Origin of the sequence: uncultured Dietzia sp., from assembly GCF_937873725.1 — a bacterium.
GTDB lineage: Bacteria > Actinomycetota > Actinomycetes > Mycobacteriales > Mycobacteriaceae > Dietzia.
Genome location: NZ_CALMYY010000119.1, coordinates 1 through 15,923, shown reverse-complemented (window position 1 = coordinate 15,923; position 15,923 = coordinate 1). Strand labels below are relative to the sequence as shown.

The following is a 15,923-nucleotide window of genomic DNA, read 5'->3' as shown; positions in this document are numbered from 1 at the left end:
CGTTGGCGTCGATGTCGAAGGTGACCTCGATCTGCGGCACGCCGCGCGGGGCCGGGGCGATGCCCGAGAGCTCGAACGACCCGAGCAGCTTGTTCTGCGCCGCCATCTCGCGCTCACCCTGGAACACCTGGATCTGCACCGACGGCTGGTTGTCGTCCGCCGTGGTGAAGGTCTCCGAGCGCTTGGTCGGGATGGTGGTGTTGCGCTCGATGAGCTTGGTCATGACGCCACCCTTGGTCTCGATGCCCAGCGACAGCGGGGTCACGTCGAGCAGGAGGACGTCCTTGACCTCGCCACGGAGGACGCCGGCCTGCAGCGCCGCGCCCACGGCCACGACCTCGTCCGGGTTGACGCCCTTGTTGGGCTCCTTGCCGCCGGTGAGCTCCTTGACCAGGTCGGTCACGGCCGGCATGCGGGTCGACCCGCCCACCAGGACCACGTGGTCGATCGCCGAGACCGAGACGCCGGCGTCCTTGATGACGGCCTGGAACGGCTTACGGCAGCGGTCGAGCAGGTCCTGGGTGATCTTCTGGAACTCGGCGCGCGAGAGCGTCTCGTCCAGGAAGAGCGGGTTCTTGTCGGCGTCCACGGTGATGTAGGGCAGGTTGATGGAGGTCGACTGACCGCTCGACAGCTCGATCTTGGCCTTCTCCGCGGCCTCGCGCAGACGCTGCAGCGCCATCTTGTCCTTGGTCAGGTCGATGCCGTTCTGCGCCTTGAACTTCTCCACCAGCCAGTCCACGACCCGCTGGTCCCAGTCGTCGCCACCGAGGTGGTTGTCGCCCGAGGTCGCGCGGACCTCCACCACGCCGTCGCCGATGTCGAGCAGGGACACGTCGAACGTGCCGCCGCCGAGGTCGAAGACCAGGATGGTCTGCTCCTTGTCGCCCTTGTCGAGGCCGTAGGCCAGGGCGGCCGCGGTGGGCTCGTTGACGATCCGCAGGACGTTGAGCCCGGCGATCTGGCCGGCGTCCTTGGTGGCCTGGCGCTGGGCGTCGTTGAAGTAGGCGGGGACGGTGATCACCGCGTCGGTGACGTCCTCACCGAGGTAGGACTCCGCGTCGCGCTTGAGCTTCTGCAGCGTCCGGGCGCTGATCTCCTGCGGGGTGTAGTTCTTGTCGTCGATGTCCGGCGACTTCCACTCGGTGCCGATGTGGCGCTTGACCGAGCGGATGGTGCGGTCGACGTTGGTGACCGCCTGGTTCTTGGCGGGCTGGCCCACGAGGACCTCGCCGTTCTTGGCGAACGCCACCACCGACGGGGTCGTGCGCGACCCCTCGGCGTTGGCGATCACGTTGGCCTCGCCGCCCTCGAGGACGGCGACGCACGAGTTGGTGGTTCCGAGGTCGATACCGACTGCACGTCCCATGGTGAACTCCTTCTCTCCGCGACGAGTCCGCGCGGACGGGGTGTGGACTGGAAGATCCTGTTGTTCAGCAGACCCGGCTCAAGGCTGGGACCGTTACCTCCACCCTGCCTTCCGGGGGAGCGCGAGTCAAGCCAACTTGAGTCTGATCCGCTGAGGTTTGACGCCCTGTACAACTCGCGGCGGGCCGGATGGATTCCCGGCGTGACGCGGATCACGCCCCATCCTGCGCGCGCCCGACTCAACCGGAAAGGGCGCTCCGGTCACCGGCCCGCAGGCGGGGGTGACCGGAACGCCCTTGGAGTGGTGGACCGGGAGGGGACGACGACGACGACGAGGCGCGCCGCCGGCCGGGATCGGGTCAGATGACGCCCTGGGCGAGCATGGCGTCGGCGACCCGGCGGAAGCCCGCGATGTTGGCGCCCGCGATGAGGTCGCCCGGGGCGCCGTACTCCTCGGCGGTCGCGGCCGAGGTGGCGTAGATGTTGGTCATGATCCGGTCGAGCTCGGAGTCGACCCGCTCGAAGTCCCACTGCAGGCGACCGGCGTTCTGCCGCATCTCCAGGCCGCTGGTGGCCACGCCGCCCGCGTTGGCCGCCTTGGCGGGGCCGAAGAGGATGCCCTTCTCGTGGATGACCTCGATCGCCTCCTCGGTGCAGGGCATGTTGGCACCCTCGGCGACCAGGCGGCAGCCGTTCTCCGCGAGCGTGCGCGCGTCGTCACCGTGGAGCTCGTTCTGGGTGGCGCAGGGCAGCGCGATGTCGCACTCGACCCCCCACACCGACCCGCCCTCGACGTACGTGCAGTTGCCCCGCTCGCGGGCGTACGCCGAGAGCCGCTCGCGGCGGACGTCCTTGACGTCGGCGAGCAGCTCCAGGTCGAGCCCGTCCTCGTCCACCACGTACCCGGAGCTGTCGGAGCAGGCCACGACCGTGGCGCCGAGCTGCGCCGCCTTCTTGGCGGCGTAGAGGGCCACGTTGCCCGAGCCGGAGACCACCACGCGGGATCCCTCGAGGCTGATGTCGGTGTCGCGCAGCATCTCGCGGACGAAGTAGACGAGTCCGTACCCGGTGGCCTCGGTGCGGGCCCACGAGCCCCCGTAGCCGACGCCCTTACCGGTGATGACCCCGGCCTCGTTCCGGCCGGTCACCTTCCGGTACTGCCCGTACAGGTAGCCGATCTCCCGGCCGCCCACGCCGATGTCGCCGGCCGGCACGTCGAGGTCGGCGCCGATGTAATGGGCGAGCTCGCCCATGAACGACTGGCAGAAGCGCATGACCTCGCCGTCGCTCTTCCCGTGGGGGTCGAAGTCCGAGCCGCCCTTACCGCCGCCCAGCCCGAGCCCGGTGAGCGCGTTCTTGAACACCTGCTCGAAGCCGAGGAACTTCAGCGTGTCCTCGTCCACGGACTTGTGGAACCGCAGCCCGCCCTTGTAGGGGCCGAGGTCCGAGCTGAACTGCACGCGGTAGCCGCGCTGGACCTGGATGGTCCCGGAGTCGTCCACCCACGGCACCCGAAAGGAGATCACGCGCTCGGGCTCGATGATCCTCTTGAGGATCCCGCCCTCGATGTACTCGGGGTGCTGCCTGACCACAGGGACGAGCGATTCCAGCACCTCGTGGACGGCCTGCAGGTAGAGCGGCTGCCCCGGGTTGCGTCGCACCACGGTGGCAAGCGCATCATGCAGTGCGGCGTCGGCGTCGGACATGGGACCTCCGGTCTACGGGCAACTCGAACTGGGCGACACCTCGAGCCGCCGGTGCGGAGAACCCGACACTGCTGGGACTGTGTAATCGCCGTGGCGCAGCCTAGCGGCTGCACCCCCGGATCTCCGAGTCAGCCCGACCGGGATCGTCGCCCGCCCCCGCTTTCCTCCCGCCCGCGCCGACCCGGCACTACGCTCGACATCCGCACCTCGGGGCCCGCCCCGCCCCCGCCCACAGGAACGGACATCCCCATGCGCCACCCCAACCGCACCCGATTCCGGTGGGTCGGTGCCGTGGCCGCGATCGCGGTCGTCACGGCGCCCGTCGCGGCCCTGGCCCAACCCGCGGACGGCGCCCCTCCGGCGGACGATTCCCGGACGTCGGAGGTCGTCGCACACGATTCCCTCGACGGTGCGCTCGTCGCGGCCGGGACGACCCGCGAGGGTTTCCGGTCGGACTCGGCGCTCGCGGAGCGGCTCGCCGCGGCGTCCGAGGAGTACGCCGCGAGGTTCCCGGCCGCCTTCGCCGGGGTGCGGATCGACGGCGGCGCCGGCCAGGTCGCGGTGGTGCGCGACGGCCACGACGCCGACGCGCTCGCGGCGGATGCACGTGCCCGCGGCTTCGTGGTCCTCGCAGCCCCGGCCGCCGCCCGGGACCTGGACGACACGGCGGGACGGGTCCAGGCCTGGGCCGACTCCCTGCCGACCGAGCAGCGCGAGGCCATCACCACCGTCGACGTGGATCCGTTGAGCGGCGATGTGACGGTCCTCGTCGACGGCTCGCCGGCGGCGCCCGTCCCCCCCGCCGACCTGGGAACGGGCGTGCGGGCGGCGGGGTTCCTGCCCGCCCAGGGTTCGCTCGGGTCCGCCGCCCCGCCCGACGCCCCGCCGGTGACGCCTCCCCCCTCTCCCCCGGCCCCGGGTTCCATGGCCGGGGGAACCCGCGTCCTCATCACCTCCCCCGCCGGCGACATCGCCAACTGGTGCTCCCTCGGGTTCAACGGACTCCGCGGCGGCCGGGTCGTCAACATCACCGCCGCGCACTGCAGCACCTTCCCCGACCGCGTGACGTCCCGCACCGTCTTCCGCCCCGGGACGGTGTCGGAGGGCCCGTCGTCGCCGCGCCTGGGCGCGTTCACCGCCGCCGAGGTCGACGAGGGGCTCGACGCGGCCCTGGTCTCCATCGACCCCGCCGCGGAGACCCGCTTCCGCAACTCCCACGTCCTGGCCGCCGACGCCCAGCCCCTCGCGCTGTCCGGCTCCCAGCGGCCCGTCGTGGGGCAGCTCCTCTGCAAATACGGCCAACGGACCGGGTACACCTGCGGAAAGGTGTCCGGCGTCGACTCCGCCTCGCCCGGCGGCACCACGAACGTCGAGGTCGACCTGTGCGCCATCGCGGGCGACAGCGGCGGCGTCGTGTTCTCCAGCACCCGGGCGGTCGCCGTCACGAGCCTGTCCAACGCGTTCGACCAGTACGGGGTGCCCTATGAGGACTGCGCCACCGCCCGGGACGCCCTCGCCCGCTGGCGCACCGTCCCCATGATCGTCGGGGTGACGGTCGGAGCCATCGAGAACCGCTTCCCCGGCCTCCAGGTGGGCGCCTCCTGACACATCAATCACACAAACCACACGTGTCACACTGGACCCGCTAATCACACTTCCGTAATCTGGGCCGCAACTGGACCACCTCGTCGTCCGCCCGTGCACCACGGAAGGCCATCATGCGCACCACCTCCACGCTCACCGCCCTCGTCGCCGCCGCGGCGCTGGTCGTCTCCGCGACCCCCGCCGGAGCCGCACCCGCCCCCGCGACCCCGTCGCCCTCTGTCGTCACGACGCTGCCGGCCCTCGCCGAGGCCCTCGGGCCGCAGCTGACCTCCCTGGTCGACGCCCTCCAGCGGGATCTGGGCCTGACCCCCGAGCAGTTCCTCGCCCAGGCCGGCGTGGGCGACCGCCTCGCCCAGGCCCGGCCCCGCTGGGAGCAGCAGTTCCGCGAGGCGTTCGGGGGCGTCTGGCTCGACGACGCCGGCACGGGCCGGGTCGGCGTCGTCCCCGGGGAGGTGGGCGAGAGGCTGCGCACCGAGGCCTCCGCCGCCGGATTCCTCGTGCAGGACGTGGCGCTGACCGCCGACGAGCTCTCGGCCCGCGAGCGCCAGGTGGCCACCATCGTCGAGGGGCTCCCCGCGGAGATGCGGGCCCTGGTCACCGGCGTGCGCGTCGATCCCACCCGGAACGCGGTGGTGGTCACCACCCGTGGCGGCGAGGCCTCCCAGCTGGGGAACCTCACCGCGCGGCTGAAGGACCTCGCCGTCATCGACATGACCGAGGCCCCGGACCCCGCGTGGGACACCGCCCCGTTCGGTAGCGAGGGCGGGGGCGGGACCCAGTCCGACGGCGGGCCGACCGTGGACGGGCTCGAGCCCGCCACCACCCGCGCCGGCGCGCAGGCCGAGCCCGGACCGGCCACCGCCGGCGAGGCCGGCTCCCTCGCCAGCCTCGCGCTCCTCGGCGAGGCCGGGCTCATCCCCGAGGGGCCCGCGCGGACCATCATCGACCTGCTCGCCGGTCTCACCCCGGGAACCGGCTCCGTCATCGACGGGATGAACGAGATCGTCCCCAACCCCGTCACCCCGGCCCCCGCCTCCGACCGTCGGACCCAGCAGCCCGCGCCGGGCGGGCCCGTCGTGGGCGGCACGGCCTACGTCGTCGCCGTCCCCGGTGGGGTCCTGGAATGCTCCACCGGTTTCAACGGCGAGCTCGCCGGCACGCCCGTCGTCATCACCGCCGCGCACTGCGCCGGCGCCGACGGCGCCCGGGCCGCGCTGGCCGACGGCCAGGAGTTCGGCACCACGACCGGCGTCCGCAAGGACGCGATCGACACCGCCCTCATCGCCGTGGACCCCGCGCTCGCCAACCGCTTCCGCACCAACCTGGTCGGGACCGGGCCCGACACCACGCAGGCCATCACCGGCACCGCGAACCCCGTCGTGGGCCAGAAGGCGTGCAAGACCGGCTTCCGCACCGGCTTCTCCTGCGGGACCGTCACCGAGGTGGGCGCGACGGTCGACGTGGCCGGCTCCCGCACCATCGCCAACGCCTTCAAGGTGGACCTGTGCGCCCTGCCCGGCGACAGCGGCGGAGTGGTGTTCTCGGGCGACAAGGCCCTGGGGGTCTCGAGCGCGTCCAACGTCGCCGATACCGGTACCTGCGCCAATGCCCGGGCGGTGGCACGGGCGGCCGGGTTCACCCCGACCCTGTCCGTGGTCCCGATCTCCGACGTCCTGGCCGCGCACCCCGGACTGACGCTGCGCACCAACTGAATCCAGTCCCACACGCGGGCCCCGTACCCGAGTGGAGAGCGCCCGGTAAGGGCGACCTCAACTCGTGGAACGGGGCCCGCGTGGCCTACCTTTAACGCAAGACCGTCGACGGGCACACGCAGTGTTTCCTGGTGCCCGTGCGTCGAGAAGAGCGACGAAAGGCCGCGAACCATGTCAGGCGTGACCATCACTCTCGGGACGATCGGTGTCCTGCTCAGTCTCTTCTGCTGGGCCTCCTTCATCGGGGGCGTCACCACGATGGTGCGGAGCATCCGTCTGGGCCAGAAGGACGGCTTCGACCGCGTCGGCCCGGTGGTCGCGCGCGCGAAGAACGTCATCGTGGAGGTGGCCGCACACACGCGGATGGCCAGGAAGAAGTCGGTGGGCGCCTTCCACTGGCTCGTCATGGTCGGGTTCCTGCTGGGTTCCTTCGTCTGGTTCGAGGCCTACATCCAGACGTTCAACCCGCGCGGCGGCTGGCCCTGGGTCTCCGACCAGGGCTGGTACCACCTCATCGACGAGATCCTGGGCCTGGGCACGGTCATCGGCATCACGGCGCTGATCATCATCCGCCAACGCAACATGCGCCGCGGGCTCAACCGGTTCGAGGGCTCGGACCGCAAGTCCGCCTACTTCGTCGAGACGGTCGTGCTGCTCGAGGGCCTGGGCATGATGTTCGTCAAGGCCGGCAAGCTCTCGCTGCAGGCCGCCGACGGCGAGCACTTCCACTGGAGCACCGACTTCGTCACCGGTCCCCTCTCGACGCTCCTGCCCGCCAACGAGCTCATGGTCTCGATCTTCGCGCTGGTCAAGCTGCTCACCGGCATGATCTGGCTGTACGTCGTGGGCCGCAACATCACCTGGGGCGTCGCGTGGCACCGCTTCGCGGCGTTCTTCAACATCTACTTCAAGCGTGAGGCCGACGGCCGGACCGCGCTGGGCGCCCTCAAGCCCATGACCATGGACGGCCAGGCGCTGACCATGGCCAAGATCGAGGAGCTCACCGAGGCGGACGAGAGCTTCGAGCCGATCCTCGGTGTGGGCGCGATCGAGGACTTCTCCTGGAAGGGCTGGCTGGACTTCTCCACCTGCACCGAGTGCGGCCGCTGCCAGGAGCAGTGCCCCGCCTGGAACACCGGCAAGCCGCTGAGCCCCAAGCTCATGATGATGTCCCTGCGCGATCACGGCGCCGCCAAGGCCCCGTACCTGCTCGCCGGGGGCAAGACCACCATGGGCGAGGAGACGGGTCTGGTCGACGCGGACGGCAACCCGGACGAGAAGAAGCTGGCCAGGATCCCCGAGGCCGCCCGCCTCGAGGCCCAGCGTCCGCTCGTCGGCCACACCACCGCCGACGTCTCCGACGATCCGACGCTCGCCGGCATCATCGACCCCGAGGCCCTGTGGTCCTGCACCACCTGCGGCGCCTGCGTGGAGCAGTGCCCCGTGGACATCGAGCACGTGGACCACTTCATCGACATGCGCCGCTACCAGGTGCTCATCGAGTCGGAGTTCCCCACCGAGCTCGCGGGCCTGTTCAAGAACCTCGAGAACAAGGGCAACCCCTGGGGCCAGAACAACTCGGGCCGCGACGACTGGATGAAGGCCCTCGACTTCCAGATCCCGGTCATCGGCTCGGACCTCGAGGACTTCTCCGACACCGAGTACCTGTTCTGGGTGGGCTGCGCCGGCGCGTTCGAGGACCGCGCCAAGAAGACCACCCAGGCCGTGGCCACGCTGCTGCACACCGCCGGCGTGAAGTTCGCCGTCCTGGGCCAGGGCGAGACCTGTACCGGCGACTCCGCCCGCCGCGCGGGCAACGAGTTCCTGTTCCAGATGCTCGCGGAGCAGAACATCGAGACCATGAACAACGCCTTCGACGGCGTGCCCACCGCGCAGCGCAAGGTCGTCGTGACCTGTGCCCACTGCCTCAACGCGCTGAAGAACGAGTACGGCGAACTGGGCGGCGACTACCAGGTGGTCCACCACACCCAGCTGCTCAACCGGCTCGTGCGGGAGAAGCGCCTCGTGCCCGTCGCGCCGATCGACGGCACCGTGACCTACCACGACCCGTGCTACCTGGGCCGACACAACCAGGTCTACGAGGCCCCACGTGAGCTCATGGACGGCTCGGGCGTGACGCTCAAGGAGATGCCGCGTCACGGTCAGCGGTCCATGTGCTGCGGCGCCGGTGGCGCGCGCATGTGGATGGAGGAGACGGTCGGCAAGCGCATCAACGTCGACCGCGTGGACGAGGCGCTGTCGACCTCGGCGACCAAGATCGCGACGGGCTGCCCGTTCTGCCGCGTGATGCTCTCCGACGGCACCACCGCCCAGACCGACGGCACCGAGCTGGAGGGCAAGGTCGAGGTCGTGGACGTCTCCCAGCTGCTGCTGGAGTCCGTCTCCCGCGACGGCCTGCCCGAGCCCCGCGAGGCCGCGTGGCTCGAGCAGCCGGTCCGCGAGAAGACCACGGCCGAGCAGGAGGCCGAGCAGGCCGAGCGCGACGCCGCCGAAGCCGCGAAGGCCGAGGCCGCCGCTCCCGCCGAGGCAACCGCTCCTGCCGAGGCCGCCCCGGGCACCGAGGTGACCGACAAGGGCGAGGGCACCGAGGTGGCCGCGGCCGGTACCGCTGGTGCTGCTGGTGCCGTCAGCGCCGCGGCCGCGGGCGCGTCTGTCGCCGAGTCGAAGGGCGCGCCCAAGTCGGGCGGCCTCACGCTCGGCGGCGGCGGCAAGGCGCCCGGTGCCCCCAAGGCCCCGGGCAGCGCCAAGGCCCCGGGCAGTGTCAAGGCCACCGGGGCCGAGGCTCCGGCCACCACCGCCGCGGCCAAGGTCGCTCCCAAGTCGGGCGGACTCTCCCTCGGTGGCGGCGCCAAGGCCCCGGGCGCACCGGGTGCCCCGAAGGCTCCTGGTGCCCCCAAGGCCCCGGGCGCGGCCGCGACCCCCGCTCCGGCTGCGGACGCGACTGCGGCGCCCGCACAACCCTCCGAGGCCCCCGCGGCCGCGGAGGCAGCGCCGGCCACGCCCGCGAAGCCCACGATCGGGCTGGGACTGAAGGGCGGGGCCAAGGCCCCCGGCGCCCCGAAGGCTCCGGGCGCCCCGAAGGCTGCTCCCGCTGCCGCCGCCCCGGTGGCCGAGAAGACCCCGGCCGCTCCCGCCGAGGCCGCCGAGGCTGCGGACACCAAGGCTGAGGCGGAGGAGCCGGCCACGCCGGCGAAGGGTGGGGCGATTCCGAAGTCGAAGAAGCCCGGCGGCTACGGCCTGTCGCTCGGATAGTCGACGCGTAACGCGACCGCGGCCCGTGATCAGGAGTCCTGATCACGGGCCGCGGTCCATTTCCGGGCCGGCGCCTGCCTGTCAGTTGGTGTGGTGCGCCTCCTGCACCCGGTACACCGGAGTCGGGATGCCCTCCATCCGCGCCTTGAGCTGGAGCGCGAGGTACTTGGAGTAGTGACGCGACTGGTGCAGGTTGCCGCCGTGGATCCACAGCTGCTCCACGTTGGTCGGCTTCCACATGTTGCGCAGCTCGCCCTCCCAGGGCCCGGGGTCACGGGTGGTGTCCGAGCCGTAGCCCCACACCTTGCCCACCCGGTCCGCGACGTCCTGCGAGATCAGATCGACGAGCCACTGATTCATCGAGCCGTACCCGGTGGCGTAGACGATGAGGTCGGCGGGCAGCACGCGCTCACCGTCGAGCTCGACGCCCTCGGGCCGGATCCGGGTCACCTGGCCCCGCTCGAGCGCCACCTCACCGTCGATGAGGAGCTGGCTGGCCCCGACGTCGATGTAGTAGCCGGATCCGCGCCGGAGGTACTTGAGGAACAGGCCCGACCCGTCCTCGCCGAAGTCCAGGTCGAATCCGACGCCGCGCAGCTTCTCGTAGAACTCGGCGTCCTTCTCCGCCATCTGGTCGTAGACGGGGATCTGCGCGTCCGGCAGCAGCCGGTAGGGCCAGGAGGCGAACAGCATGTCCGCCTTCTCGGTGGTCACCCCGTTCTCCAGCGCCTCCTCGGAGTAGAGCGGCCCGAGCGCCAGCGACATCAACGACTCGCTCCGCGCGATGTGGGTGGACGAGCGCTGGATCATCGTCACGTCCGCGCCGTGGTCCCAGAGGGCGGCGCAGATGTCGTGGGCCGAGTTGTTGGACCCGATCACGATGGCGCGCTTGCCCTGCACATCGTCCTCGCCGGTGAACTCCGACGAGTGCCACTGCTCCCCGGCGAAATCCTCGGCCCCCTCGAAGTGCGGGATGGTGGGGTACCCGGACACCCCGAGCGCAAAGACGAGCTGGGTCGGCCGGAGCTCGACCTCCTCGCCCCGCCGATCGACCCGCACCCGCCACGTTCCGGTGGTCTCGTCAAACTCCGCCCCGAGGCACCGCGTACCCGACCAGTAGTCGAGGTCCATGATCGCGGTGTAGTGCTCGAGCCAGTCCCCCACCTTGTCCTTGGCGGGGAACACCGGCCAGTCGTCCGGGAACGGGATGTACGGCAGGTGGTCGTACCAGACCGGATCGTGCAGGTGCAGCGACTTGTACCGCTTGCGCCACGAGTCGCCGGCCCGCTCGTTCTTCTCGATCACGATCGTGGGCACCCCCAGCCGCTTGAGCCGGGCCGCGAGCCCGATCCCGCCCTGCCCGCCGCCGATGATCACCACGTAGGGCTGCTCGGTGTAGCCGAGACTCTCCTGCCGCTCGGACTTCTGCTCGAGCCAGGTCCTGCGGCCGCGGGTGATGACGTGCTCGACGCCCTTGTCGCGGTCGCGCCCCTTCTTCTCCTCGTGCCCCTTGAGTTCCTGCGTCGTGGTGAGCAGGGTCCAGGCCCGCCCGTCGCGCAGCCGGAGGTGGCCCCAGCCGCGGCCGGCGGCGGTCTCGAAGTCGATCCACGCCTCGGTCACCCCGTCGGCCTCGGTGGCCGGCTCGCCGAGCACCCACCCGTCGGGCGAGACCGCGGCGAGCTGGGCGTCGAGCATCTCCCTGATCTCATCGCGGCCCTCGAGGGTCCGGAGGTTCCAGGTGAAGGCCACGAAGTCGCGCCAGCACCCCTCGTCCTCGAACATCCCCGCCGCGCGGTCGGTGTCGCCGGCGCGCAGCGCGTCGCCGAACCCCGCCAGCCACGTCTCCACGGTCCGATCGGCGCCGCCGCCGTCGGTGTGCGCGGGCGCTTCCGTCGTCTGGGTCATCCCCACTCCTTCGCTCTGCTGTAGCGTTTTCCATGACGTAGATCACACTTTGTTCCCGAGGGGGTGGCAATGTCGTTGCACTCGGCGTTGCGGTTCGCCGACCCCGGGGCGTTCGCGGCCCGCTCGATCAAGGCCCACGAGGTGGCGCTGTCCGGCGGGAAGACCTCCGATCTGGACGCGCGGGTGCTGCGCGCCTGGCGGCGCAGCGGGGACGCGGGGATCTCCCCCGACCAGCGGGCTCCCTGCAGCGTGCTGTCTCGGGAGGAGGTCGCGACCGCCCGCGGGGAGACACCGCTGCACCGGGTCGCGGCGGAGGTGGTGGCGTCGGTGGCGGACACCTCCTCCGCCGGGCGCCACCTCGTCGTCGTCGCCGATACCCGGGGCCGCGTGCTGTGGCGCGCGGGCAGCGCGCAGGCGCTGCGCCGGGCGGATTCGATCGCGTTCGCCGAGGGCGCGGACTGGTCGGAGCGGGGCATCGGCGCCAACGCCATCTCGCTCGCCCTCGAGACCGGGACCCTCACCCACGCCACCGCCGGCGAGCACTACGTCCGGGCCCATCACGGGTGGACCTGCACCGCGAGCCCGATCCGCGATCCGCGCGGCCGGGTCCTCGGGGTCCTCAACGTGTCCCACCCGCTGCGGTTCTCCTCCGTCGAGACCGGCGCCCTGGTGCGCTGCGGCGCGCGGCTCGCCGAGTCGTTGGTCGCGGCGCTTCCGGGCGCCTCGCGGCCCGGGGTGGACGACGACGACGACGCCGCGCCCGGAACCGTGGCCACTCCCGTCACCGCGATCCGGCTGCTGGGGTGGAAGCCGGCCGTGGTCCGGGCGGACGGGACAAGCATCCCGTTGTCTCCGCGCAGGGCGGAACTGCTGGCGCTGCTGGCGTCGCGGGAGGCCTGGTCCGCGCGGGCGCTGTCGGAGGCCCTCTACGACGACCCGTCCGCGACCACCACGGTCAGGGGCGAGGTCCGTCGACTCCGGCAGCTCACCGGCCTGTCGATCGAGTCGCAGCCCTACTCGCTGTGCCCGCGCGAGCGCGAGCTGGTCGACTTCCTCCGGGTCGAGCATCCCGACGAGCTCCTGCCGGACTCGGAGATCCCGGCGATCGTCGACCTGCGCTACGGGATCTGACCCACGCTCCTACTCCGACCCGGCGGTCGTCGGATCGCAGCGCGCGGCGATCATTTCCACGTCCGAGACCACCGGCCGCCAGGGCTCGAGGTCCCAGGTCGGCTTGTCCGGATCGGCCAGCCGGGCGAAGACCCAGTGACACGCGAACTGCTGACGCATCCCCGGCGTGGTGGCATCCGGGGCCAGGGCGACCACCTCGGACCACGCCACGGCTTCGTCGTCGACCCCCCACGACGTCCGACCGGCCCCGGTCGGGTGATCATCAACACCGACCCGCCCCCCTGCCCGAACCACCGGGCGCTCTCGATATACGGCGGCGGCCGGTGCGAGCTCGACAACGCCGAACCCGTGCCGACGACCACGGAACCGAGCGAGCCCGTCAGCAGCCCGTCGCCGCCCGATGCGGGGGCCGCGGTGGCCGAGGAGACGGGGACTGTGACGAGTGCGGCGCCGAAAACCGTCGTGGCACCGGCGAGGAGGACCGAGCGTAGACCGACGCGACCGGGTTTCACGGGTCTTCTTCTACCACGCGCGGCCGGCCCGTTCCCGGCGTCAGGGTGATCCGTGAGCCCGGGCACGTCCGGCCGGGTGGCACAATCGGCAGGTATGACGCCTGAGACCCTGGGACGAGAGCTCCGCCAGCCGCGCACGCTCGACCAGTCCTCCAAGCTCAAGAACGTCCTCTACGAGATCCGCGGGCCGGTGATGGCGAGGGCGAACCAGCTCGAGGCGGAGGGTCACCGGATCCTCAAGCTGAACATCGGCAACCCGGCGCCGTTCGGGTTCGAGGCGCCCGACGTCATCATGCGCGACATGATCGCCGCGCTCCCCCACGCGCAGGGCTACTCGGAGTCCAAGGGCATCCTGTCGGCGCGCCGGGCCATCTTCACCCGCTACGAGCTGGTCCCCGGCTTCCCCCACCTGGACGTCGAGGACATCTACCTCGGCAACGGCGTGTCCGAGCTCATCACCATGACGATGCAGGCCCTGCTCGACGACGGCGACGAGGTGCTCATCCCCGCACCGGACTACCCGCTGTGGACCGCCATGACCTCCCTGGCGGGCGGCAAGCCGGTCCACTACCTCAGCGACGAGGAGGACGACTGGAACCCGTCGCTGGAGGACATCGCGTCCAAGATCACGCCCCGCACCAAGGCGATCGTCGTGATCAACCCCAACAACCCGACCGGCGCGGTCTACTCGCGCGAGGTGCTCCAAGGGATCGTGGACCTCGCCCGCGAGCACAGCCTGCTCATCCTCGCGGACGAGATCTACGACCGGATCATCTACGACGAGGCCGAGCACACCTCCATCGCCACCCTCGCCCACGACCTGCTGGTGCTGACGTTCAACGGGCTCTCCAAGACGTACCGGGTGGCCGGGTACCGGGCGGGCTGGCTGGCGATCACCGGGCCCAAGGCCCACGCCGCCGGGTTCCTCGAGGGCCTGGAGCTGCTGGCCTCGACCCGCCTGTGCCCCAACGTGCCCGCGCAGCACGCCATCCAGGTGGCGCTGGGCGGCTACCAGTCGATCGACGAGCTGATCGAGCCCGGCGGACGGCTGCACGAGCAGCGCGGCATCGCGTGGGAGAAGCTCAACTCCATCCACGGCGTGAGCTGCGTCAAGCCCATGGGCGCCCTGTACGTGTTCCCCAGGCTGGACCCGGAGGTCCACGAGATCCACGACGACCGGCTGTTCGCCCTGGACCTGCTCGAGCGGGAGCGGATCCTGGTCACGCAGGGGACCGGCTTCAACTGGCCGGACCAGGACCACTTCCGGATCGTCACGCTCCCCGCCGGCCGCGATCTCGCCGTGGCGATCGAGCGGATCGGGAACTTCCTGTCCTCGTACCGGCAGTAGCCGCGGGCGGGGCGCGCCCGCGGGGTCAGACCGCGGCGAGCGCACCGCCCCCGCGGACCCTGACGTCCTGGGGCCGCGCCCCGCGTCCGAGGGCGCGGTAGGTCCAGCCGGCCTCGCGCCAGCGGTCGCCGGGCATGCAGTTGCGGCCGTCCAGCAGGACCCGGCCGCGGGCGACGCCGGATACGGCGGCCGGGTCCAGCTCCACGAACTCGGGCCACTCGGTGGCCACCAGCACCACGTCCGCGCCCTCGCACGCCTCGAGAGCCGACTCGGCGTAGGTCAGGGTCGGGAACAGCGCGCGGGCGTTGGCCAGCGCCCGGGGGTCGTACACCACGGCCTGCGCGCCCTTGAGCGAAAGCATCCCGGCCACGTTGAGCGCCGGGGAGTCCCGCACGTCGTCGGAGTGGGGCTTGAACGCCGCCCCCAGCACCGCCACGGTCCTGCCGATCAGCGCCCCGCCGCACGCCTGCACTGTGAGGTCGACCATCTTCTCGCGGCGCCGCATGTTGATGGAATCCACCTCACGCAGGAACGACATCGCCTCGTCGGCCCCCAGCTCGCCGGCGCGGGCCATGAACGCCCGGATGTCCTTGGGCAGGCAGCCGCCGCCGAAGCCCAGGCCGGCGCCCAGGAACCGGCGGCCGATGCGCGGATCCATCCCGACCGCCTCCGCCAGCACCGTCACATCCGCACCCGCCGCCTCGCACACCTCCGCCACGGCGTTGATGAAGCTGATCTTGGTGGCCAGGAACGCGTTCGCGCTCACCTTGACCAGCTCGGCGGTGGCCAGGTCCGTGACGATCACCGGACACGGATCCGCCGCGAGGATCGGCGCGTACGCCTCGGTCACCGTCGCCCGTGCGGTCCCGCGGTCGGCCTCGCCGCCGGCCAGGCCGATCACGATCCGATCCGGGCGCAGGGTGTCGGCCACCGCGTACCCCTCCCGGAGGAACTCCGGGTTCCACGCCACCTCCACCCGCACCCCGTCGGGCGCGTGCCAGTCCGCGATCCCCTGCAGCCGCACCGCCGTCCCCACCGGCACCGTCGACTTGCCCACCACCACCGCGTCCGAGGTCAAGAGCGGGACCAACCGGGCCACCACGTCCTCCACGTGCGAGGTGTCCGCGGCGAACTCGCCCTTGCGCTGCGGCGTGCCCACCCCGATGAAGTGCAGGTCCGCGAACTCCGCCGCCTCCGCGTAGTCGGTGGTGAACCGCAACCGGCCCGACTCCACATGCCGGAGCAGGATCTCCGGCAGACCCGGCTCGTAGAACGGCACCTCCCCCCGCCGCAGGCGGCCGATCTTGGCCCGGGCCACATCCACCCCCCGCACCCCGCGGCCCCGCCCGGCCCTGCAGGCGGC

General features: G+C 71.6%; 9 protein-coding genes and 1 pseudogene. 5 read left to right on the top strand and 5 right to left on the bottom strand.

Going from position 1 to position 15,923, the window contains the following annotated elements:
• Together dnaK and gdhA are read right to left on the bottom strand one after the other, a co-directional pair.
• Window positions 1-1,369: molecular chaperone DnaK (gene dnaK, locus Q0444_RS13055; RefSeq protein ID WP_299023420.1), on the bottom strand; the 1,369-nt coding region annotated here is incomplete at its 3' end.
• Between the two features lie 358 nt (window positions 1,370-1,727).
• Window positions 1,728-3,074: an NADP-specific glutamate dehydrogenase gene (gdhA, locus tag Q0444_RS13050; protein WP_291079761.1), complete on the bottom strand. Its 1,347-nt coding sequence runs from the start codon at window positions 3,072-3,074 to the stop codon at window positions 1,728-1,730.
• A 249-nt stretch (window positions 3,075-3,323) separates the two neighbouring features.
• Between gdhA and Q0444_RS13045 the strand changes: the two genes are divergently transcribed.
• From Q0444_RS13045 to Q0444_RS13035, 3 genes are all read left to right on the top strand, one after another.
• Entirely contained in the window at window positions 3,324-4,679 is a 1,356-nt protein-coding gene (locus Q0444_RS13045) for a S1 family peptidase (RefSeq protein WP_291079759.1), read from the top strand.
• A 113-nt stretch (window positions 4,680-4,792) separates the two neighbouring features.
• Window positions 4,793-6,391 carry a S1 family peptidase gene (locus Q0444_RS13040; protein WP_291079757.1) on the top strand — a complete coding sequence of 533 codons (1,599 nt, stop codon included), beginning with the start codon at window positions 4,793-4,795 and terminating at the stop codon, window positions 6,389-6,391.
• A 171-nt stretch (window positions 6,392-6,562) separates the two neighbouring features.
• The gene (locus Q0444_RS13035) at window positions 6,563-9,664 is read left to right on the top strand and encodes a (Fe-S)-binding protein (RefSeq protein WP_299023419.1); all 3,102 of its coding nucleotides are present in this window, start codon (window positions 6,563-6,565) and stop codon (window positions 9,662-9,664) included.
• Between the two features lie 81 nt (window positions 9,665-9,745).
• Here Q0444_RS13035 and Q0444_RS13030 read toward each other — a convergent pair whose 3' ends face one another.
• Window positions 9,746-11,569, bottom strand: coding sequence for an NAD(P)/FAD-dependent oxidoreductase (locus Q0444_RS13030; protein WP_291082944.1), 1,824 nt, complete (start codon window positions 11,567-11,569; stop codon window positions 9,746-9,748).
• 69 nt (window positions 11,570-11,638) lie between these two features.
• On the opposite strand from Q0444_RS13030, the gene Q0444_RS13025 reads away from it, so the two are divergent.
• Window positions 11,639-12,700, top strand: coding sequence for a GAF domain-containing protein (locus tag Q0444_RS13025; RefSeq protein ID WP_291082947.1), 1,062 nt, complete (start codon window positions 11,639-11,641; stop codon window positions 12,698-12,700).
• 9 nt (window positions 12,701-12,709) lie between these two features.
• On the opposite strand, the pseudogene Q0444_RS13020 reads toward Q0444_RS13025, so the two are convergent.
• Window positions 12,710-12,910 (bottom strand): annotated as a pseudogene (locus Q0444_RS13020) (DUF2599 domain-containing protein); the annotation flags it as partial.
• 396 nt (window positions 12,911-13,306) lie between these two features.
• On the opposite strand from Q0444_RS13020, the gene Q0444_RS13015 reads away from it, so the two are divergent.
• Window positions 13,307-14,560, top strand: coding sequence for a pyridoxal phosphate-dependent aminotransferase (locus tag Q0444_RS13015; RefSeq protein WP_291082953.1), 1,254 nt, complete (start codon window positions 13,307-13,309; stop codon window positions 14,558-14,560).
• A gap of 25 nt (window positions 14,561-14,585) precedes the next feature.
• Here Q0444_RS13015 and Q0444_RS13010 read toward each other — a convergent pair.
• Window positions 14,586-15,923, bottom strand: a 1,338-nt coding sequence (locus Q0444_RS13010) for a UDP-glucose/GDP-mannose dehydrogenase family protein (protein ID WP_299023418.1), incomplete at its 5' end; no start/stop codon positions are given.

Bases quoted from the DNA above. Each gene is read 5' to 3' on its own strand.
- gdhA (WP_291079761.1), bottom strand. From the start codon at position 3,074: ATGTCCGACGCCGACGCCGCACTGCATGATGCGCTTGCCACCGTGGTG.
- Q0444_RS13045 (WP_291079759.1), top strand. From the start codon at position 3,324: ATGCGCCACCCCAACCGCACCCGATTCCGGTGGGTCGGTGCCGTGGCC.
- Q0444_RS13040 (WP_291079757.1), top strand. From the start codon at position 4,793: ATGCGCACCACCTCCACGCTCACCGCCCTCGTCGCCGCCGCGGCGCTG.
- Q0444_RS13035 (WP_299023419.1), top strand. From the start codon at position 6,563: ATGTCAGGCGTGACCATCACTCTCGGGACGATCGGTGTCCTGCTCAGT.
- Q0444_RS13030 (WP_291082944.1), bottom strand. From the start codon at position 11,569: ATGACCCAGACGACGGAAGCGCCCGCGCACACCGACGGCGGCGGCGCC.
- Q0444_RS13025 (WP_291082947.1), top strand. From the start codon at position 11,639: ATGTCGTTGCACTCGGCGTTGCGGTTCGCCGACCCCGGGGCGTTCGCG.
- Q0444_RS13015 (WP_291082953.1), top strand. From the start codon at position 13,307: ATGACGCCTGAGACCCTGGGACGAGAGCTCCGCCAGCCGCGCACGCTC.